This is a genomic window from Kastovskya adunca, assembly GCF_059505785.1.
The window spans coordinates 1-17,712 of the sequence record NZ_JCACLG010000018.1 but is presented as its reverse complement, the minus strand read 5'-3'; the positions used below and the strand labels follow the sequence as shown (position 1 = coordinate 17,712).

Genomic DNA, 17,712 nt, shown 5'->3' with positions numbered 1-17,712 from the left:
GTTTGAATGCTTCAGCAGGTGCAGAGCTTAGATTGAGGAACCTAGACCAGCGTAGGCACCATAGAAGAAGATACCCAAAACAACGAGTAGACCCGTACCCGCGATGGTCGCAACAATCCACAAAGGAATTTTTCCACTTCCAGACACAGCTTATACCTCCTAATTCAATCCAATGATGTGATGTCTTTCGAGCCAGTTAGTTAAAGAAATAACTGGAAAATAGAATGCCGAGTACAAAAACAAGTAGCAGACCTAAGTAAAGAGAAGTCCGGTTTAATTCAACCGGCTGCTTATTGGGATTAGGAATACGCTCTGGCATAATCTTGTCCTATCGTTGAATAAATTGCATTGCCGCGATCGCACCCAAGAAAAAAACTGATGGGACAGCGAGCGTATGAACAGCCAACCATCTTACCGTAAAAATTGGGTAAGAAATTGGTTGATTGGGGGTATTACTTGTCATGATTTTTAACCTGTTTTACAACACTTACTTGGTAAATTGCTCGATTTGTTGCTTACCTGCGTAGCGGTCTGTCACGAGGGGAACTTCCTGCCGTTGTTGGGTAAAATACTCATCAGGACGGGGGGTTCCAAACGCATCATAGGCAAGACCTGTCTGAACAAACAGCCAACCGGCGATAAATAACGCTGGGATAGTAATGCTATGAATTACCCAGTAACGAATGCTAGTAATAATGTCCCCAAACGGACGCTCTCCAGTTGTACCTGACATTGTTGGTTTCTCCTCTTGACAATAGTTGAAAACCTAATACCTATCATACGAAACCTGCTTGTGTTGATACAAGCAATTTTCAATAGTATTAAGCAGTTTCTTTGGGCTGCTCGTACTTTAGCAAAATCCCCTTCTGACCAATAATAAATCCCTGTTCTGGTTTGACAAAGATAATTTTGTAGAAGTTTGAAGGAATGTTTTCAACCTCCCGGTCTTTCCTCCAAGTTTCTCCACCATCCTGACTAACCAAAAGATTAGCACTGCCACCTGCCAGCCAAATTTCCTGGGGTGTTCGATAGGCAATATCCAGAAATCCCCAACTTGTAGACAACTCTGGATATTGAGGGTCTTCCCAGACATCAGTGTCGTTAGCATCGCTAAATTGGATTTTTCCTCCTCGCGCTAACACCCAAATCCGTCCGTCTTTCCCAAATCCCATGTTCTGGAGGCGTTGAGAACTGTTGCGATTATGTTGCACCCAAGAGGTTTGTCCTGGTTCCCAGGTGGAGTAGAAGTTACCTCGGGCGGAAACGGCAACGTATTTACCATCCTCAGAGCGGGAAATATTACGAACGACGCCTACAGCCTCTTCCACCATAGCTTTCCAAGTCTTGCCATCGTCTTGCGTCCGATAAATTGCCCCCACCGTGGTCGTCATCTCTGCTTGTTGAGACCCCAGTGCGACGATTGTGTTGGGCGAACCGGGTAACTTCTCGCTCAGGGGAATGCGAGACCAAGACTCTCCGCCATCTGTGGTGTGGAGCAAAATACCAGGTTCTCCCCCAATCCATCCTTCAGCGCCAGCAAAGCTGACACTAGTAAAGCGATAGGCTTGCTTCCCTAAATCCAGTTCTCTAGGTTGCCAAGTATTGCCGCCATCGGTGGTTTCTAGCAGGGTAGAATCGCTACCAACGATCCAGCCATGGTTGGGATCGTCTGTAAAACCAATATCTTGTAGGGTGGATTCTGTCGGCACCTTAACGACCTGCCAGGGGTTAGATTCCAAGGAAGAAACCTGACTGCAGCTGACACAAAAGAAGGCGATCGCCAACAATGTTACGATTTGTTTCAGCGTTTTCACTCTCATACTCATAATGTCCAGAACTGGTGAAAGCGACTCAACCTATATTCAGTAAATTCCCCGATTGTCGGGTACTGATTAAGCCGCTTAGATAACGCCCTGCTGACGCCGCCACTCTCGCCGGACACCAACAAGAACTCCACTAATCCAAGTACGCAGCAATTAGTGCAGACTGTAAAGACTTAAGAAAAATAAAACGGCGATCGCTAAGGCACCAAAAATCAAGAGATTTTTCTGTCCTGGCGTCAACCGATTCACCCCTAAGCCATAGGATAAGTTTGACTGAAAACCTGATGGGGTGCCTTTGGAACCAACATTTTCAAACTGGGATGTTCTAACACCACAAACTGGACAACGCCAGTCAGTTGGCAGCTCTTCAAATCGCGTCCCTGAGGGAACACCACTGTTGCTATCCCCCCGACTTGGCTCGTAGACATAGCCACAAACGCGGCATTCGTAGCAAGCGGGCGCTTGTTCCGCAAGGGTTTGTTCGTTGGCTGGGTCGCTCATCGCTTCCTACAAAAAAGCATTAATCAGCAAATCTTAAAATAACTGTTAAAAATTATCGCATAAATGAACAGCTTTCCTCCCTGAGTCAGATTCGGACTACTGGAAATCTAGCTAGCCCCGCCAGAAAGCACCCCTTTAAAGGCGATCGCTCCCACTTGATGGGGGTCATACCTGAGATAGAGGAACTGCAATCAGTGTAAAGCCCTTAGCCCTTATAATGTTAAGAAGTGATACACAAGTTTATAGCGGTAGTTACCAATTGTGTTTGTCCTCAGCGGCTACGAGTATCTATTAGGCTTCTTACTGGCTTGCAGTTTAGTCCCTCTGTTGGCGCTGACTGCATCCAAGCTTCTGCGACCTAGTACAGGCAGTCCAGAGCGGCGTACGACTTACGAATCAGGTATGGAACCCATCGGAGGCGCATGGATTCAGTTCAACATCCGTTACTACATGTTTGCCTTAGTCTTTGTGGTTTTCGATGTTGAAACGGTTTTCCTCTATCCTTGGGCAGTTGCTTTCAATCGCCTAGGACTACTCGCATTTGTAGAAGCCCTCATTTTTATTGCAATTCTTGTGATTGCTCTTGTTTACGCTTGGCGCAAAGGAGCTCTTGAATGGTCATGAAACCTAATATGGCAAATGAAAATATTGCTACAGAGCAAGAACTAAAAGAACGAATTCTCAACCCAATGGAGCGGTCTTCGGTTACTCAAGAGTTGTCAGAAAACGTGATTTTGACAACAGTAGATGACCTTTATAACTGGGCACGGCTGTCTAGCCTTTGGCCTCTTTTGTACGGCACAGCCTGTTGCTTTATTGAATTTGCTGCCTTGATTGGTTCGCGGTTTGACTTTGACCGCTTTGGTTTAGTCCCTCGTTCTAGTCCTCGGCAAGCTGACCTAATCATCACTGCCGGAACAATTACGATGAAGATGGCACCTGCACTGGTGCGTCTTTATGAGCAAATGCCCGAACCGAAGTACGTCATAGCAATGGGGGCTTGTACCATCACTGGTGGTATGTTCAGCGTCGATTCCACGACTTCTGTTAGGGGAGTAGATAAGTTGATTCCTGTAGATGTCTACATCCCTGGCTGCCCTCCTCGCCCAGAAGCGATTATTGATGCAATTATTAAGCTTCGCAAGAGAATGGGTAACGAGTCTATCCAAGAGCGGTCAAATTTTACCCAAACTCACCGCTACTACAGCAGCCCTCACAAGATGAATGCGGTACCGGAAATCTTGACCGGAAAATACCTGCAATCAGGGACTCGCGAGCAGCCGCCGAAGGAACTAATGGAAGCCTTTGGTATGCCCGTTCCCCCAGCATTGAAGTCCTCAGAAACGGAGGAGGTGCGTCGTGGCTGAAGAAGAATCCCAAGCGCCAGAAGTAGAAGAAGAAAAAGAAGAAGAAAAAGAAGAAGAAAACTCGGAAGCTTCCCAAATTGTAGAAGTGGGTAAAGTCGCTGGGTGGTTAAAAGAAAATGGCTTTGAGCCAGAGTCCTTAGAGGCTGACCACCTGGGCGTAGAAATTATTAAGGTTGACCCGCAAGTATTAATTCCGATCGCTACTGCACTTTATGCCTACGGGTTCAACTACCTGCAATGTCAAGGTGGCTATGATGTGGGTGCTGGTCAAGAACTAGTCAGCTTCTACCACTTAATTAAACTGAGTGACGACGCTGACCGACCGGAAGAAGTCCGGGTGAAAGTATTCTTGCCGCGAGAAGATCCCAAAGTGCCTTCGGTGTACTGGATTTGGAAAGCTGCCGACTGGCAAGAGCGGGAAACCTACGACATGTATGGCATTGTGTATGAAGGACACCCGAATTTGAAGCGGCTGTTGATGCCGGAAGATTGGGTGGGTTGGCCGTTGCGGAAGGATTACATCTCGCCTGACTTTTACGAGTTACAGGACGCTTATTAATGTAGAGACGTGCCAAAGCGCGTTTCTAGACCAACATTTTGTAGAGAGCACTCGCTTCTAAGGAGAGGGAGTGCTTATTTTTTGGCGATCGCTCCCACACTGATCCTGATAGCAACGTGCTGAGTTGGGGATCTCGCCTGCGTGGTTCGTTTAAAAAGTTTTCATAAATTAAATAGAGCGGGTATGAAGGTAACTTAATAAGAGCTACTCTAAAGGCGACCTACCCTAAAACTGCCACTATACTCGATACAACTTGAATGGCAGAGGTGGTGGGTGCTGTGACGGGTTCAAAGAATGCTTACAAAGTCGAAAAACAACGTGTCGATGTAAAGCGATCGCCTTTACGGGATGACTATCACCCGATCAACAAACTGCTGGCGGTAGCCGCATCGAAAGGAAGCTACCATCTCACCCCACCAGAACCCCCGGTAGCTGGATGTCCTAGGGTACCGCCAGAGGTGCAGTTGCGGCAGTACCAACAAGAAGCCGTGGCGAACTGGTTTGCTAATCAGGGGCGGGGAACGCTGAAGATGGCAACCGGGAGTGGGAAGACGATTACAGCATTAGCGATCGCCACGGAGCTGTATCAAAAAATTCACCTGCAAGTCTTACTGGTTATCTGCCCCTATCGCCATCTCGTTACTCAATGGGCGCGAGAATGCCAACGATTTAACCTCGAACCTGTCTTAGCCTTTGAGAATGTCCGCAACTGGCAAAGTCAGTTATCCACGCAGCTTTATAACGTCCGTTCTGGCAGTCAGCCCTTTCTTACCGTCATCGCGACGAATGCGACACTAATGTCAGAGAGTTTGCGATCGCAACTCAAATATTTCCCGGAACGAACCCTAATTATTGGTGACGAAGCCCACAACTTAGGCTCCACCCGCTTAGAACAAAGCCTACCGCGCAACATCGGCTTGCGCCTCGCCCTCTCCGCCACACCAGAACGCTACTTTGACGAACAGGGTACGGAAGCCTTATTTGACTACTTTGGTTCAGTCTTACCCCCAGAACTCACCCTCGCCGATGCGATTCGTCAAGGGGCGCTTGTTCGCTACCTGTACTATCCCGTTCTGGTAGAACTTACCGAAACAGAGGCAAAGTCCTACGCCAAATTAACCAAACGCATTGGCTGGGCGTTAATGGATCAGGAAGACTTTGAAAGCAATGACACTCTAACCTCTTTACTTATGCAACGCGCCCGGTTAATTGGTGCAGCCAGCAACAAACTCCCAGCCTTGCAGCGGTTGATGGCAAAGCGTTTAGAGACGAGCCACACCCTGTTTTATTGCGGCGATGGTTCTGTAGAAACAGCACTAAGTAAAGAAAGCCGCCATCAAATTGCCGCCGTTACTCGCTTACTCGGTGCCGAACTGGGTTATCGCGTCAACACCTACACCGCCGAGACACCCTTAACAGAACGGGAAGACTTGCGGCGACAATTTGAAACGGGGGAACTGCAAGGTTTAGTCGCGATTCGCTGTCTGGATGAAGGTGTTGACATCCCCGCCGTGCAAACAGCCGTAATTCTCGCCAGTAGCGGCAATCCCCGTCAGTTTATTCAGCGACGAGGACGAATTTTGCGCCCCCACCCCGGTAAAGAACGAGCAACCCTATTTGACATGATTGTTTTACCGCCAGATTTAGGGAGAGAAACCCTGGAAGTGGAACGCAATCTATTGCGAAAAGAGTTGAGGCGATTTTTAGAGTTTGCCGACTTAGCCGACAATGCGGGAGAAGCCAGAATCGCGTTACTGGAATTGCAGCAGCGCTATGGATTGCTAGATTTGTAGGCTGAAGCTGGGATAATACTTGGGCGAGTACGCCGCTATACCTCCCCTAAAAGCGCCCCGATAAAACCGCGTCAAACCTGGGACTAAGCAATCCTGAGACTGCCGCCATTATTCCATCCTCAAAGCGATCGCCTAATTAGAATAAACGTATCTTAAAAAGGGCATTCCCTCTTTACTCCCCAAAACCTACAGATAGCTGACTAAGGGAACCTCGATAAAATTTAGCCAGCATTGCTCAAACGCCACAACTTGCATCTCTAGCTATGACAGAAGAACCGGGTATTCAGGATGTCCAGGAGCCAATTACCAGCGCTCCACCAGAAGTCCGCCAAATTATTGAACGAGTCTTGCAGGCGGAAAAAGACAAGCTATATATGACAAGACCAAGCAACATTAAGGATGATATTGTGAAAATTATTAAGGAAGAAGTGCAATGAAGCTGCGCTCGCTCCGGCTTTGCAACTTTCGTCAGTTTTATGGCAAAACTCCCGAAATTTTATTTTCAATAGGAAAGCGCAATGCCACTATTATTCATGGTAATAATGGCGCGGGTAAAACCACTCTATTAAATGCTTTTACTTGGGTGTTATATGAAAAATTTAGTCCCGCTTTTGCTTCAGAAGATCAGTTAGTAAATAAACGGGCGATCGCTGAATCTTCCCCCGGAGTAGCCGTGGACTGTTGGGTAGAAATCGGCTTTGAGCATTACAACAAACTTTATCAGGTGAAGCGTCGCTGTCGGGGCTATAAAACCGAATCGGGAGTGGAACACTCGAAAAGTGAGTTGCTCCTGCAAATCGCTGGAGATGATGGACGCTGGTCACTGCCCCAGCAACATCCTGATGATATCATCGGACAAATTTTACCGATTTCGTTACATCAATACTTTTTCTTTGATGGCGAACGCATTGAGCAACTTGTTCGTTCTGATAAAAAGTTAGAAATTGCTGAAGCTACAAAAACTTTACTAGGCGTTAAGGTTTTAGACCGGGCTATTACTCATTTAAAAGATGCGAAGAAAATCTTAGAATCAGAATTAGCCTTTATTGGAGATTCGGAAACTAAAAAGCTTTTAAAAGAGCAGCAAACTCTAGAGCAGGAAATTTATTACCTTAAAAATCGTCAAAAAGAAATCGATCGAGAAGTATCTCACCAAGAGGAGTTAAAGAAAACCCTCGGTAGTCGCTTACTAGAATTTAGTGGGGCTGAGGAATTGCAGCGACTGCGGGATGAGTTGGAAACTCAAGAAGCGCTGATTCGAGAACAGCTCAAACAATCGAAAGAGGCGCTGAAACGGGCAATTTCTACCCGTGGCTATACTGTCTTGCTCTCTGATGTGACGGTGGAATTTCGAGAAATTGTCGATGACATGCGCTCTAGAGGAGAGCTACCCGTAGGCATCAAACGGCAATTTGTCGGTGATTTGCTCAATCAAGGATGCTGCATCTGTGGAGAGAAGTTAGTTGAGGGAACTCATGCTCATCAGCAGGTGTCTTCCTGGATGGATAAGGCAGGAATTGCGGATGTGGAAGAAACGGCAATTCGGATGAGTGCCCAGGTGGATGAAATTGACAAGCAAGTGCCGGAGTTTTGGGAGGAAGTTGATCGGCAACAAGCAATTCTTGCTCAGGGGAGAGCTGAACTTTCGCGGATTGAAACGCAGTTAGATGATATTAAAAAAAGGCTGCGAAGCTTTCCCAGTGAAGATATTCAGCAATTACAAAAGCGACTGGATGAGACGGAGTTAAAAATCAAGGATTTGATTTTAGAAAAAGGAGCAAATCAGCAAAGTATTGAGCGCTTGCAAGGAGATATTGAGGCAAAAGTTAAGCAAGTTGCTAAACATAAAATGAATGAGGAAAAGCAAGTGTTAGCGCAACGGAGGATTAGCGCCACTGAGGAGGCGATCGCGCGATTACAAAAAGTAAGAAACCGCCTCGATACCCAGTTTCGCTCCTCTCTAGAAAAACGGGTACAGGAACTATTTGCTGAAATTTCCTTTACTCCTTATCTCCCCAAACTGAGCGATAAATACGAACTATCTTTAATTGAAACTACGGCAGGAAAAGAGGCAACGGTTGCTGCTTCCACAGGGGAAAATCAGATTCTAAGCCTCTCATTTATTGGCGGCATTATTGACCGAGTGCGGGAGTGGAGTCAAGAAAATACTTTACTCGGCCCCGATAGCAGCACTTTCCCGGTGGTAATGGATTCACCTTTCGGCAGTTTAGATGAAGTGTACCGCCGACAAATTGCTAAGACGCTGCCGCAGTTAGCGAATCAATTAGTGGTTTTGGTAACGAAAACCCAGTGGCTAGGAGAAGTTGCCAGGGAGATGGACAATCATATTGGCAGAGAGTATGTGTTGGTTTACAACTCTCCGAAGCCAAATTGTGAAGAAGATGCCATTGAGATAGCTGGGAATCGCTATTCCTTAGTGAAGCCTAGCCCGAATGACTTTGAATATACAGAAATTATCGAGGTGGATGACGGTTTTTGATTCATCTTTTATAGAAAATTTTGCCATAGATACCTGGTGGGCAGAGGCTAGCTGGGAAGAGTTTATTGCACTGGTAGAAAATCCTGCCTACGCCGACGGCAGATTTTACTATCATCAAGGACTCGTAAGAATTGAGATGTCGCCCCTTGGTTCTCGTCATGGTCGTCACAATTCAATTATTTCTAAGACCGTCAGTTTTTTTGCAACTGTTAGGAAGATTCCCATTATTGAGTTTGCTAATACTAGCTTTCGGCAATTCGGTGTAGGGGAATTTCAACCGGACTTGGCGTTCTACATCGGTTCTGGGTTAAGAGTACCGCCGCTAATTGATGAAGCGATCGCGCTAGACTTATCCGATCCACCCACGCTGATTGTGGAAGTTGGGGCGGAGTCTGTGGGGGATGATTTGGGGCGCAAGCGGTTGCTGTACGAACAATCAGGGGTGCAGGAGTACTGGGTGGACGACCTCAATTCTGGAGAAGTGATTGCGTTTAAAATTGCTGATGGGCAAAGCGGACGGATTCAGCAGTCGAGGGTTTTACCCGGTTTGGAAATAGCGACGGTAGAATCAGCCCTGAGCCGTAGCCAGACGGAGGATGATACGAAGATCAATCTTTGGCTGTTGAAGATGTTTAGCCAAGGTTGAGGGATAATTTTTTAACCCAGAGGGCAAGGGAGGTTGATACAAAGGGATAAGAGAGGGTTTGGTAGTGGTTATTTTGAAGGTGTTGAGGTTATGGAGGCGATCGCGTTTGTAGAAGCAGCCCTCAAAAAGAGTGAAACTGAGGATGATGACGGAATAATCGCCGATTGCTCAAACTAATTGCAGAAAAGGAGTTTTATGGTTGTTTCGCCTGTTCCCAACACTGCCCGCATTCTTGATTATTGGCTTGGTGGTTTTCATCACTACCCAGTTGATGTAGAAGCCGCCAAAGTTTTTGAATCGCTATACCCCAACTTTCCAATGGTTTTTCGTACTTTACGAGACTATATTAGTCGCGTCACTCGCTACATCGAATCCCAGGGAATCGAGCAGTTTGTTGTTTTTGGTTCTGGATTGCCCACTTGTGGCAATGTACATGAAGCGGTGCCGCAAGCTAAGGTACTCTACACGGATATCGATGCGGCGAACATCGAACTGGGACAAAAAATCCTCAGGGATAATCCTCATGCCGACTACATATTTTGCGATGCAACAAACCTCGATACCCTCGATCGCTCGGTTATCGATCGAGTGTTGGGAACGATCCAACGCTTAGGGATGGTCTTTGTTGGTGTCTCAGCCTTTATCCCAGATGATACTTTAGCCCAGATGCTCGATCAACTCTATGATTGGGCACCTGCGGGGAGTTTCCTGGCACTGGATTTTGATGGTGAAGCACTGGCGCAGTATCAAAGAGTGTTAGAACTACTCAATTCCATGGGCGCGCCCCTACATATGCGTAATCCCACAACAATTCGACCGTTGCTGGGACGATGGCAGTTGACGCAACCGGGCATTGTGCCAGTTTCAGCGTGGCAGGCTGACGCGTTGGAGAAACCAGCCCAAGGGCGGGAGCAGGTTTTTATGTATGGCTGCGTCGTTTATAAGTAATCAGGTTTTAGTTAAAGGCGATCGCTTGTGGCTTTAAACGTTTAGTTCAACTCTTAGATACTAAATATTATTCATACAATGTTCGATACCAAAAGAATTAGGGTTGCCAAAGACAAGGCTGATTTAGTCAAAGCATTAACAGCATCAGAAGGCACAACGGGAGCTTTCCAAACTTATGCTGATGTGATGGTGTTTGCGGCGGTATTAGGAGCAAAGCATAAGAAGCGGCTGCCTTTGGGGGAGGTATCTAAAAGAGATCCAGCTCCAATTCATAAAGAGACTTTTGTCGCCAAAGGGTATGATTTAATTATTAAACTTTTAGCACTTGCTGAAACTAAAGATAAGTATGTTCTCTCATCTTATGATGATGAACGCGAAGATAAAAAAACTCTTCTTTTTGAAGAGTACGCAAACGCTGGACTTGAAATATTACGGAAGGAATTACGTGGTTCAGTAGATTATTCTGAGCAAATTGTGTTGTTTCTTAGTTCTGAAAAACTCAAGGGAAATTTTGAAGAAAAGGATTTTGATTTAAGTCGGTTTCTTCACTAGTAGTTACTAAACATTATAGGCAACTACTAAATTTATAAACAATTTCTATTTTCGCTAAATTGAGATGAAAAGACAACAGCAAAAATCCAGGCAAAACCTAGCTGAATACTGTAAACTTTTTTCTCAGCTCAAGGTAAACAGAAACAAAAAACGAGGTGAAGCGCTTAATAAACCTATATTACTTTTATCTGTAATTGAGCTAATTGCACAAGGTTTAATTCAAACTAATCATATTCCTATTTCCGATGAGTTGATAAATACCTTTAAAAGGTATTGGGATGTACTCGGTTCTGAGACTTTCAAAGGTAGTGATTTAGCCCTTCCATTTTTCCATCTCAAAAATGAGGATGGTAAATTTTGGCATCTCCAGTACAGCTCTAAATATGATGGAGGGCGTCCTCAGTCAATTCCTAAATTAAGAAATGACGTTGACTACGCATATTTAGATGGTGAACTATTCCACTTGTTACAAGATCAAATTTATAGACAAGAGCTAACTGATGCTCTGATAGCAGCTTGGTTTGCATCTGGCAATAAAAATATAGAAGATATTTTAGAAGTTAATCAGATTTCTCAAAATAATCCTGTAGGAGTTAAAGAAGAAGTTACTAATGACCAACCTACTCTAAACGAAGATCCAAAGTTTTATTTAAAAAAATCAGTTATTAGAAATTCTTTTTTCCGTAAAGCAGTTGTGCATCTTTATGATTACAAATGTGCCTTTTGCAATTTGAAAGTAATGATGTCACTTACTCAAAGTATAATAGATGGCGCACACATAAAACCATTTTCAAGGTTTTATGACAGTAGAATTGATAATGGAATATCCTTCTGTAAAAATCATCATTGGGCATTTGATAGAGGATGGTTTTGTATAGATGATCGCTACGAAATTATAATTTCGAGCCAACTAACGGAAGAATCACCACATGCTAAGCCGATGAAGAGTTTTGAAAAAAAAATCATTAGCTTACCAAACGAAATAAAATACCATCCTAGAATTGAATCACTCCAGTGGCATCGCAAAAATATATTTATTCCCTAAAGATACTATAGAATGGGCGTATAATAGTTGCAAAGATTAGGCAACTATTATTACTAACTTAGAAAAGTATATAAATTTTCAAGCATGATAGAAAACCAGATATCCCTGTTCCCGCCGCGTACTGTGGCTGAATTAGTAGAAAATATACAAGTTTTAACTGAAGAAATTCAAGAATTATATTCTCAAGACGAGATACCATTCGTTGTTGGCTGGAGTGGAGGAAAAGACAGCACAGCAATATTGCAACTAGTATGGAATGCGATCGCGGCGCTTCCACCAGAAAAACGAACCAAGACGATCCACGTTATTACAAATGATACGCTTGTCGAAAATCCTGTCGTCTCTGCCTGGGTACGCAAGTCTCTAGAACAAATGAAGGCTGCTGCCCAAGAGCAAGAAATGCCAATAAAACCTTATTTAACTTATCCCGCGATTAAAGATACGTTTTGGGTGTGTTTAATTGGCAAAGGCTACCCAACCCCCAGAAATCGCTTTAGGTGGTGTACTGAACGTCTAAAAATTAAACCTGCTGACTCTTTTATTCGCGAAGTGATTAGAACTAGCGGTGAAGTAATTCTAATTCTAGGTACTCGCAAGGCTGAAAGTGCTAAACGGGCAGCAAATATGGCTAAACACAGAGAGTGGCGAGTGAGGGATCGTTTGAACACTAACCCTAGCCGACCTAATTCTCTAATCTACCTTCCTATTGAAGACTGGTGCACAGATGAAGTTTGGATTTATTTAAATCAGTGGCAAAACCCTTGGGGACAAAGTAATAAAGAGCTGTTCGCTATGTATCGAGGGGCAACAGCAGACAGCGAGTGTCCCCTCGTAGTTGATACTTCCACCCCTAGCTGCGGTGATTCTCGTTTTGGGTGCTGGGTTTGCACAATAGTTAATAAAGATAAATCAATGGAGGCAATGATTCAGAATGATGAAGAAAAGGAATGGATGCAGCCTCTGCTTAATATTCGCAATGAATTAGATGTTGAAAACGATCGGGACAGGAGAGACTTCCGCCGCCTGTGGGGCAACGTTCAACTCTTTGAGCGTAACGTAGATGGTGAAATCTCCGTTGAACCGATTCCTGGCCCCTATATTAAAGAATGGCGAGAAACCTGGCTTAGAAAAGTTCTCAGCGCACAAACTAAAATTCGTAAAATAGGCCCAGAAATGGTGCGCGATATCACCTTAATTACTCCAGAAGAATTGAGTGAAATTCGGAGAATTTGGTTGGAAGAAAAACATGAATTTGATGATAGTTTGCCCCGGATCTATCAAGAAGTGACGGGAGAACAATTCATTGACATTCGCCCTGGTGCTGATAATACCCTCCTCGGTGCTGATGAGTGGAACGTGTTAGAAGAGATCTGCCAAGACGATGCTATGCATCTGGAGTTGATGGCAAAGCTCCTCGATACCGAACGTCAGTATCACACCAAATCTCGCCGCATCGGGATTTATGAAGCCCTAGAGAAGTGCTTTGAGACGAGTTCCCGCTCAAAAGAAGAAGCGATCGCCGCAGCTCACCAGATGCGAGATTTGAAAAATGCCGCTGGTGATGGCAATGTTGACAAGGTTAAACAGTTAACCTGGGCGGAGATGAAGTATCAAGCCAAAGATGCTTCCGACACCGAAGAAGAGATAATTTAGGTGGGTAATGCCCACACCACACACAACCTATATAGTTAGGGGTACGGCATATCGTACCCTGATCAGGTTGCCATATATTATCAATTAACTCTAATATCTCCGTGATTTTCCTAGAACTTGTATTACAAAATTTTGGCCCCTATCAGGGACGTCAAGTAATCAATCTCAGCCCAGAAGAGAATGGTAGTCTTCGCCCAATTATCCTCCTGGGCGGGATGAATGGTGGGGGCAAAACTACATTAATGGATGCCATTCGTCTGGCTTTTTATGGCCCTCGTGCCCAATGTTCTACTCGTGGTAATTTGAGCTATAGCGACTTTCTGGCTCAGTGTGTTAACAGCTATGCCAAACCCACCGAAGAAACCGCCGTTGAACTCGCCTTTGAGCATGTTTTAAACAACGTCCAGGTAGTATGTCGCATCAAACGAACCTGGACAAAAAATCCTCAAAATGGCAAAGACCATTTAGAAGTTTCAATTGATACATGGCTTGATGATGCGCTAACTAAAACTTGGGAAGAACGGATAGAAGATGTGCTGCCTTTGGGAATTTCTAATCTGTTCCTTTTTGATGGAGAACAGGTTAAAGAATTAGCAGAACTCGATGCCCCACCTGCCTCGGTTGTCGATGCGATTCAATCTCTTTTGGGGCTAGAACTTGCTCAACGACTTTCAACAGATTTAGAAATTATTGTTAATCGTAAGCGGAAACTTCTAGCTAGCAAAAGCGAACTTGCGACTATAGAAGCAATCGAAGCCAAGCTGCAGGAACACAAGGATAAGAAAAAAGCTGCAAATAAAGAGCTAGCTTCTCGGCAAGTTGATTTAAAAACTGCCCAAGATAATCTGCAAAAAACCTTGGATAAATACACCTCCGAAGGGGGAAAAATTGCGGCAGAAAGTTCTCAATTAGAGCAGACTCGGCAGGCTTTGGCTGAGGAGGGTGAAGCTAACCGCGATCGCCTGCGCGGGTTGGCGGCTGATGTATTGCCTCTGGTACTCATTCAACCCCTGCTTACCGAAGCCCAAACCCAAGGCGAAAAAGAGCTAAAACGTCAACAAGCAGAAATGGCACGGGATGTCTTGAAAGCCCGAGACGGGCGATTGATAGATTACATCACAGAGCTATCGTTAAAGCCAGCACAAATTGATAAAATAAAGTCTTTTTTAGCTATTGAAAATCGCCAGCTAGAAAAAGAAATCGCATCGACTGAAGAATCTTGGTTAGGGGCAGATACAGAAACTCTTCATCAGTTAGCTAGTTTGCTTGGGTCACAGTTACTCAATCAGATAAAAGTGACAACCGAGCAACTGGACAAACTCAAAAATATAGAAGAAGAGACCGCCTCTACCGAAAAACAGCTATTAACAGCAGCTTCACCGGAAGCGTTTGAACTGTTGAAAGTTGCCCTAAGTAAAGCCCAAACCGAACTCGCCCAAGCGCAAGCGGCTTATGAGGCGATTAGGAGGCACTGTGAGGATTTAGATAACGCGATCGCCAAAATTAAAAAAGAGCTAGAACAGTACGGTAAGCAGACAATTGACCGAAAAAGTGACGAACACATCATCAATCGTGCGGCGTCAGTTCAAGACACCTTGAAATTATTCCGGGAGCGATTGACCCTTCACAAACTCAACAAATTAGAACTAGAAGTTACGGAATGTTTCCGCTTTCTCCTGCACAAATCAGATTTAGTTCATCGAGTCGCTATTGATAGTCAAACCTACAGCCTCTCCCTGTACAACTTACAATCGGCACCAGTCCCGAAACATCGCCTCTCAGCGGGGGAAAAACAGTTACTAGCGATCGCGTTCCTTTGGGGACTTGCCCGTATTTCCGGACGGAAGTTACCTGTAGCGATTGATACACCCCTCGGACGCCTTGATTCCTCTCACCGTCAGAACCTCGTTGAACGTTACTTCCCTGATGCGAGTCACCAAGTGATCTTGCTATCAACAGATACTGAAATTGGTGCCTTGGAGGTAGAACAGTTGAGAGAGAGTAAAGCGATCGCGCGAGAATATCTGCTCAAGTACGATCCCTCAAAGCGTCAGACAGTGGTAGAACAGGGCTATTTCTGGTAAGGGTGAGAAAGACTTCCTGGAAAGCTTCAAAAAACTCACATCAATCAAACCCTATGGAATCCCCCATCGACCGCATCAAACTTTCCCAAACCGCCAAAGACCAGCTTTCTAAACTCAAACGTAGTACCAAAATTGAGCAGTGGAACATCCTCTGTCGCTGGGCGTTTTGTCGTTCCCTCGCCGAACCCACCCCTCCCTCACCCGTACCCATACCCGCCGATAGCAACGTCGAACTCACCTGGCGCACCTTTGGGGGAGAAATGTCAGACATTCTCCTCATCGCTCTTAAACAACGCTGCCACAAAGACGGCTTCAGCCTCGATAAAGAAACCCTCGCCCACCAATTTCGCCTCCACCTCCATCGTGGTATCGGCTACTTGGCGGGTGATCCTAATATTAAAAAAATCGAAGACCTGATCGCTTTGGCATTACCCCCCTCGTAGTACCAACTTCTAGCCGATATCTAAGTGCGACTGTCCACCTCTGTGTGTGTTGACAACCTAATTATTTATGTAGGGAAGGGAGAAATCCTTCTCGGCGGAGTATAGTAACTGAAATGATCTTGATTCAGCTATGGTTGCTCCACTCCCAGAAGCCCCTGAAATCGAGCGTCACAGAGCCGCGATCGTCCGCACAGACCTTTCCAAGCCGGTACGATTGGCACAATTGAGCGCCCTCCTCACTCAAAACACAACCTTTTTCGATTACGGCTGCGGTCACGGTGGCGATATCCAACGTCTTGCCAAACAAGGCTACACCTCAGCAGGCTGGGACCCCTACTACCATCCCGACGTCGAACAACAACCCGCCGATATCGTCAACCTCGGTTACGTGATCAACGTTATCGAAGACCCCGTTGAACGCCGTCAAGCCCTGCTCAATGCCTGGGAACTCACTCAAACAGTCCTTATCGTCTCCGCCCAAGTGCTGATTGACGATCGCCGCAGCGGACAAATTGCCTACGGTGACGGCATTGTCACCCGCCGCAATACCTTCCAAAAATACTACGAACAAGAAGAACTCAAAGTCTATATTGACCAGGTTCTCGGCGTTGATGCGGTTCCCGTTGCCTTAGGGATTTACTTTGTCTTCCGCGACGCCGCTCAATCGGAGAGCTTCCGCGCCTCCCGCTTCCGCTCTCGCACCACTACCCCCAGAATCCGCCTCAGCATTAAGCGTTTTGAAGACTACCAGGAACTTCTTGCTCCCTTAATAGCCTTTGTCACCGAACGCGGACGCCTCCCCGTAGCAACGGAACTCACCAGCACCTCCGACCTTCTGGCAGAATTTGGCAGCCTCCGCCGCGCCTTTCAAGTCATTTTGCAAGCCACAAACCCCACAGAGTGGGAGGCAATTTCTGAAAAGCGCCGTCAAGACCTCCTGGTTTACCTCGCCCTGACCCAATTCAGCCGTCGCCCCAAATTCAGCCATTTGGCAAGCATCGTCCAAAACGACATCAAAGCCCTTTTTGGTAGCTACAAACAAGCCTGTGCTGCTGCCGATTTGATGCTGTTTAGTGTGGGAGATTTGCGATTGATTGCCAAGTGCTGCAAAAGCAGTGCTGTGGGCAAACTTTTACCGCAAGCCCTCTATGTCCATGTTTCTGCCCTTGAAGCCCTTAATCCCCTCCTGCGGCTCTACGAAGGTTGCGCCAGCCGTACCATCGGACGATTGGATGGTGCGACGTTGATTAAGTTCCACTTTAATCAGCCAAAAATCTCTTACCTGTTTTATCCCGACTTTGACGATTCCCCCCATCCTGCCTTGCACACTAGTATGCAAGTTGATTTGAGGGACTTACAGGTGGTTTACCACAACTACGACATCTCCCCTAATCCGCCGATTCTGCACCGCAAAGAAACCTTTGTGATGCCAGATTATCCCTTGTATGAGAAGTTTGCAAAACTCACACACCAAGAAGAAAACTGGGGGCTTTTCGACAACACTCATACTATTGGCACCCATCTTGGCTGGCAGAAGTGTCTGCGAGAACACTGCGCCGAACTCCGGGGTCATCGCGTCTACTGGCGCAAAGATGCTGACCCCTATCAGGTGAAGTTGCTACTTTCTGCCCGTAATCGCAGGAGTTAATAAAGGCGGGGGTGCAGGGGTGTGGGGGTGCAGGGGTGCAGGGGTGCGGCGGAGCAGGGGTGCAGGGGGGATGAGGAGCAGGGGAGCAGGGGGGATCTCACAGGTGTAGGTTTTTTACAAAAGAGAGAAGGGCAAAAGTGGAGGAGGGAA

Annotated in this window: 20 protein-coding genes; 14 read left to right on the top strand and 6 right to left on the bottom strand. The window is 45.9% G+C overall.

Features of this window, described 5'->3' with window-relative positions; translation table 11 throughout:
• Positions 1-27: 27 nt before the first annotated feature.
• The 6 genes from AC5JR3_RS05770 to AC5JR3_RS05745 all read right to left on the bottom strand — a co-directional run bounded on the left by AC5JR3_RS05770 (position 28) and on the right by AC5JR3_RS05745 (position 2,324).
• The gene (locus AC5JR3_RS05770) at positions 28-147 is read right to left on the bottom strand and encodes a photosystem II reaction center protein J (protein ID WP_495843915.1); all 120 of its coding nucleotides are present in this window, start codon (positions 145-147) and stop codon (positions 28-30) included.
• Positions 148-196: 49 nt separating this feature from the next.
• Positions 197-319, bottom strand: a complete 123-nt coding sequence (gene psbL, locus AC5JR3_RS05765; protein ID WP_495843913.1) for a photosystem II reaction center protein PsbL — start codon at positions 317-319, stop codon at positions 197-199.
• Positions 320-328: 9 nt separating this feature from the next.
• The gene (gene psbF / locus AC5JR3_RS05760) at positions 329-463 is read right to left on the bottom strand and encodes a cytochrome b559 subunit beta (RefSeq protein WP_495843911.1); all 135 of its coding nucleotides are present in this window, start codon (positions 461-463) and stop codon (positions 329-331) included.
• A gap of 24 nt (positions 464-487) precedes the next feature.
• On the bottom strand, positions 488-733 hold the full coding sequence (gene psbE / locus AC5JR3_RS05755) for a cytochrome b559 subunit alpha (RefSeq protein WP_495843909.1): 246 nt from the start codon (positions 731-733) through the stop codon (positions 488-490).
• 88 nt (positions 734-821) lie between these two features.
• On the bottom strand, positions 822-1,820 hold the full coding sequence (locus tag AC5JR3_RS05750) for a photosynthesis system II assembly factor Ycf48 (protein ID WP_495843906.1): 999 nt from the start codon (positions 1,818-1,820) through the stop codon (positions 822-824).
• Positions 1,821-1,976: 156 nt separating this feature from the next.
• Positions 1,977-2,324, bottom strand: coding sequence for a rubredoxin (locus AC5JR3_RS05745; protein ID WP_495843904.1), 348 nt, complete (start codon positions 2,322-2,324; stop codon positions 1,977-1,979).
• A gap of 261 nt (positions 2,325-2,585) precedes the next feature.
• Here AC5JR3_RS05745 and ndhC point away from each other — a divergent pair, with 261 nt between their 5' ends.
• The 14 genes from ndhC (at position 2,586) to AC5JR3_RS05675 (ending at position 17,562) form a co-directional block, all read left to right on the top strand.
• On the top strand, positions 2,586-2,948 hold the full coding sequence (gene ndhC / locus AC5JR3_RS05740; protein ID WP_495843902.1) for a photosynthetic/respiratory NAD(P)H-quinone oxidoreductase subunit C: 363 nt from the start codon (positions 2,586-2,588) through the stop codon (positions 2,946-2,948).
• Positions 2,945-3,691, top strand: a complete 747-nt coding sequence (locus AC5JR3_RS05735) for an NADH dehydrogenase subunit K (protein WP_495844008.1) — start codon at positions 2,945-2,947, stop codon at positions 3,689-3,691. Before ndhC ends, AC5JR3_RS05735 begins: the two co-directional genes overlap by 4 nt.
• A complete protein-coding gene (locus AC5JR3_RS05730) occupies positions 3,684-4,250 on the top strand; it encodes an NAD(P)H-quinone oxidoreductase subunit J (RefSeq protein WP_495843900.1) in 567 nt (188 codons plus the stop codon). The genes AC5JR3_RS05735 and AC5JR3_RS05730 overlap by 8 nt, the downstream gene beginning before the upstream one ends.
• A 257-nt stretch (positions 4,251-4,507) precedes the next feature.
• The gene (locus AC5JR3_RS05725) at positions 4,508-6,043 is read left to right on the top strand and encodes a DNA phosphorothioation system restriction enzyme (protein WP_495843898.1); all 1,536 of its coding nucleotides are present in this window, start codon (positions 4,508-4,510) and stop codon (positions 6,041-6,043) included.
• Positions 6,044-6,306: 263 nt separating this feature from the next.
• Entirely contained in the window at positions 6,307-6,480 is a 174-nt protein-coding gene (locus tag AC5JR3_RS05720) for a hypothetical protein (RefSeq protein WP_495843896.1), read from the top strand.
• The gene (locus AC5JR3_RS05715) at positions 6,477-8,543 is read left to right on the top strand and encodes an AAA family ATPase (RefSeq protein WP_495843894.1); all 2,067 of its coding nucleotides are present in this window, start codon (positions 6,477-6,479) and stop codon (positions 8,541-8,543) included. Before AC5JR3_RS05720 ends, AC5JR3_RS05715 begins: the two co-directional genes overlap by 4 nt.
• Positions 8,530-9,189 (top strand): Uma2 family endonuclease, encoded by a 660-nt coding sequence (locus AC5JR3_RS05710; RefSeq protein ID WP_495843892.1) that lies wholly within the window; start codon positions 8,530-8,532, stop codon positions 9,187-9,189. Before AC5JR3_RS05715 ends, AC5JR3_RS05710 begins: the two co-directional genes overlap by 14 nt.
• 195 nt (positions 9,190-9,384) lie before the next feature.
• On the top strand, positions 9,385-10,137 hold the full coding sequence (locus tag AC5JR3_RS05705; protein ID WP_495843890.1) for an SAM-dependent methyltransferase: 753 nt from the start codon (positions 9,385-9,387) through the stop codon (positions 10,135-10,137).
• A gap of 78 nt (positions 10,138-10,215) precedes the next feature.
• The gene (locus AC5JR3_RS05700) at positions 10,216-10,689 is read left to right on the top strand and encodes a DNA phosphorothioation-associated protein 4 (protein ID WP_495843888.1); all 474 of its coding nucleotides are present in this window, start codon (positions 10,216-10,218) and stop codon (positions 10,687-10,689) included.
• A 64-nt stretch (positions 10,690-10,753) separates the two neighbouring features.
• The gene (locus AC5JR3_RS05695; protein ID WP_495843886.1) at positions 10,754-11,734 is read left to right on the top strand and encodes an HNH endonuclease; all 981 of its coding nucleotides are present in this window, start codon (positions 10,754-10,756) and stop codon (positions 11,732-11,734) included.
• An 84-nt stretch (positions 11,735-11,818) separates the two neighbouring features.
• Positions 11,819-13,387 (top strand): DNA phosphorothioation system sulfurtransferase DndC, encoded by a 1,569-nt coding sequence (gene dndC, locus AC5JR3_RS05690; RefSeq protein WP_495843884.1) that lies wholly within the window; start codon positions 11,819-11,821, stop codon positions 13,385-13,387.
• A gap of 101 nt (positions 13,388-13,488) precedes the next feature.
• The gene (gene dndD / locus AC5JR3_RS05685; protein ID WP_495843882.1) at positions 13,489-15,471 is read left to right on the top strand and encodes a DNA sulfur modification protein DndD; all 1,983 of its coding nucleotides are present in this window, start codon (positions 13,489-13,491) and stop codon (positions 15,469-15,471) included.
• Positions 15,472-15,524: 53 nt separating this feature from the next.
• Complete coding sequence (gene dndE / locus AC5JR3_RS05680) at positions 15,525-15,914, top strand: DNA sulfur modification protein DndE (protein WP_495843880.1); 390 nt, start codon at positions 15,525-15,527, stop codon at positions 15,912-15,914.
• A gap of 130 nt (positions 15,915-16,044) precedes the next feature.
• Complete coding sequence (locus tag AC5JR3_RS05675; protein ID WP_495843878.1) at positions 16,045-17,562, top strand: DNA phosphorothioation-associated putative methyltransferase; 1,518 nt, start codon at positions 16,045-16,047, stop codon at positions 17,560-17,562.
• Positions 17,563-17,712: the final 150 nt, after the last annotated feature.

What these genes read in the sequence shown, in the direction of transcription:
- psbL (WP_495843913.1), bottom strand. Translation starts at nt 319, where the DNA reads ATGCCAGAGCGTATTCCTAATCCCAATAAGCAGCCGGTTGAATTAAAC.
- psbF (WP_495843911.1), bottom strand. Translation starts at nt 463, where the DNA reads ATGACAAGTAATACCCCCAATCAACCAATTTCTTACCCAATTTTTACG.
- psbE (WP_495843909.1), bottom strand. Translation starts at nt 733, where the DNA reads ATGTCAGGTACAACTGGAGAGCGTCCGTTTGGGGACATTATTACTAGC.
- AC5JR3_RS05750 (WP_495843906.1), bottom strand. Translation starts at nt 1,820, where the DNA reads ATGAGAGTGAAAACGCTGAAACAAATCGTAACATTGTTGGCGATCGCC.
- AC5JR3_RS05745 (WP_495843904.1), bottom strand. Translation starts at nt 2,324, where the DNA reads ATGAGCGACCCAGCCAACGAACAAACCCTTGCGGAACAAGCGCCCGCT.
- AC5JR3_RS05735 (WP_495844008.1), top strand. Translation starts at nt 2,945, where the DNA reads ATGAAACCTAATATGGCAAATGAAAATATTGCTACAGAGCAAGAACTA.
- AC5JR3_RS05725 (WP_495843898.1), top strand. Translation starts at nt 4,508, where the DNA reads ATGGCAGAGGTGGTGGGTGCTGTGACGGGTTCAAAGAATGCTTACAAA.
- AC5JR3_RS05720 (WP_495843896.1), top strand. Translation starts at nt 6,307, where the DNA reads ATGACAGAAGAACCGGGTATTCAGGATGTCCAGGAGCCAATTACCAGC.
- AC5JR3_RS05715 (WP_495843894.1), top strand. Translation starts at nt 6,477, where the DNA reads ATGAAGCTGCGCTCGCTCCGGCTTTGCAACTTTCGTCAGTTTTATGGC.
- AC5JR3_RS05710 (WP_495843892.1), top strand. Translation starts at nt 8,530, where the DNA reads ATGACGGTTTTTGATTCATCTTTTATAGAAAATTTTGCCATAGATACC.
- AC5JR3_RS05705 (WP_495843890.1), top strand. Translation starts at nt 9,385, where the DNA reads ATGGTTGTTTCGCCTGTTCCCAACACTGCCCGCATTCTTGATTATTGG.
- AC5JR3_RS05700 (WP_495843888.1), top strand. Translation starts at nt 10,216, where the DNA reads ATGTTCGATACCAAAAGAATTAGGGTTGCCAAAGACAAGGCTGATTTA.
- AC5JR3_RS05695 (WP_495843886.1), top strand. Translation starts at nt 10,754, where the DNA reads ATGAAAAGACAACAGCAAAAATCCAGGCAAAACCTAGCTGAATACTGT.
- dndC (WP_495843884.1), top strand. Translation starts at nt 11,819, where the DNA reads ATGATAGAAAACCAGATATCCCTGTTCCCGCCGCGTACTGTGGCTGAA.
- dndE (WP_495843880.1), top strand. Translation starts at nt 15,525, where the DNA reads ATGGAATCCCCCATCGACCGCATCAAACTTTCCCAAACCGCCAAAGAC.
- AC5JR3_RS05675 (WP_495843878.1), top strand. Translation starts at nt 16,045, where the DNA reads ATGGTTGCTCCACTCCCAGAAGCCCCTGAAATCGAGCGTCACAGAGCC.